Source organism: Collinsella sp. TM06-3 (assembly GCF_003436395.1).
GTDB lineage: Bacteria > Actinomycetota > Coriobacteriia > Coriobacteriales > Coriobacteriaceae > Collinsella.
This window is the reverse complement of sequence record NZ_QSPG01000040.1, coordinates 5,670-7,114: the sequence shown is the minus strand read 5'-3', so window position 1 is coordinate 7,114 and position 1,445 is coordinate 5,670. Positions and strand designations below refer to the sequence as shown.

General features: G+C 66.0%; 2 protein-coding genes. Both read right to left on the bottom strand.

Annotated features, from left to right (window positions below; translation table 11 throughout):
- Nucleotides 1-38 precede the first annotated feature (38 nt).
- Nucleotides 39-890, bottom strand: a complete 852-nt coding sequence (locus tag DXD56_RS09810; RefSeq protein ID WP_199411583.1) for an IS3 family transposase — start codon at nt 888-890, stop codon at nt 39-41.
- Nucleotides 891-910: 20 nt separating this feature from the next.
- On the bottom strand, nt 911-1,445 hold a 535-nt coding region (locus tag DXD56_RS09805; RefSeq protein ID WP_370446012.1), incomplete at its 5' end, for a helix-turn-helix domain-containing protein.

Genomic DNA, 1,445 nt, shown 5'->3' with positions numbered 1-1,445 from the left:
TGAACTGCACCCCAAAACTTGGACGGCTTAAATAAGAACTACGCCGCAAGGGACTGGCTCCGGAACTCCTCCGGGGTCAGTCCCTTCAGTTTAACCTGGCGCCTCCTCGTGTTCCAATGGACCACGAAGTCGTCGAGGTCCGCCTTGAAGGACTCGAAGTCCGGCCACGTCCTTCCACGGAAGAACTCGTCCTTCATGTGGCCGAAGACCTGCTCGGTGGCGCCGTTGTCGATGCAGTTGCCCTTTCTGGACATGCTCTGGACGATCCCGGCGTCCCTCAGCCTCCCGCACCGTGCGGCGTGCTGGTACTGCCAGCCCATGTCGCTGTGGAGCACCGGTTTCGCGCCCTCGGGCATCTTCGCCAGCAGCCGGTCGAGCAGCTCGGCCTGCTGCGCCATGCCCGGGCTGGTCGACGTCGACCACGCGACTATCTCCTTGCTGCCGAAGTCGTACACCGGCGCGAAGTAGGCCTTGCCCCAGGGCTGCTTGAACTCGGTGACGTCGGTGCCCATCTTCTGCCACGGCCCGTCGGCGGCGAAGTCGCGCCCGATGACGTTCTCGAACGTCTCGCCCACGACGCCCCTGTACGAGTTGTACCTATGGTAGTCGGTCTCGCGGCGGATGCCGCAGCGGACCCCCATCTCCCGCATCATCTTGAGCACGGTCTTGTAGGCTATGCGCGCGCCCAGCTCGGCGCGCAGGCACATGGCGACCTGGCGGTGGCCGCACCCGTTGGCCGTGCGCGAGAAGATCTCCGCCACCGCGCCCCGCAGCTCCGGGCGCGTCGGCCTGCCCGGGTGCGACAGCGCGTAGTAGTAGCTGGACCGGGCCAGGCCGGCGCACTCCAGCAGGCGCCCCAGCTCGTACCCCTCTTCGCGCAGGGCGCTCACGGCCTCGACCTTCGCCCTGGTCAGAGCCCGTCCCTCTCGACCAGGGCACGCAATTTTTTTAGGTAGGCCACCTCGGTCTCGAGCCTTCGGCAGCGCTCCTCGAGCTCCTGCTCGCGGGTGCGCGGCCTCGCCTTGGAACCGCTCGGCCGGCCCTTGGGCCTCGGGCGCAGGGCCTCCGCGCCGCCCCGGCGGTATAGCGCGCACCACTTCTTGAGCGGCGACATCGACATTATGCCGAACGCCGCCATCGCCTCGGTCTTCGTCATGCCGCCGTCGACGACGGCGGAGGCGGCGGCGACCTTCTGCTCGTATGTGTACCTGCCCTGCTTTCCGTCCATGGATAGCAGCACCTCGCTTCCGAACGACCGGTATACGTAGAGCCATTGTCTCACGGTGTCGCGCGGGACCGACAGCGCCTTCGCCGCCGATTTGTAGCCGTGGCCTCGCTCGAAGAGCTCGATCGCCGCCTTCCTGGCCTCGATGCCGTGCTTCACCCTCAAGTCGACACGCATAAAAAGCCTCCCATTTCTCATGTCCAAGAAATGGGAGGCAGTT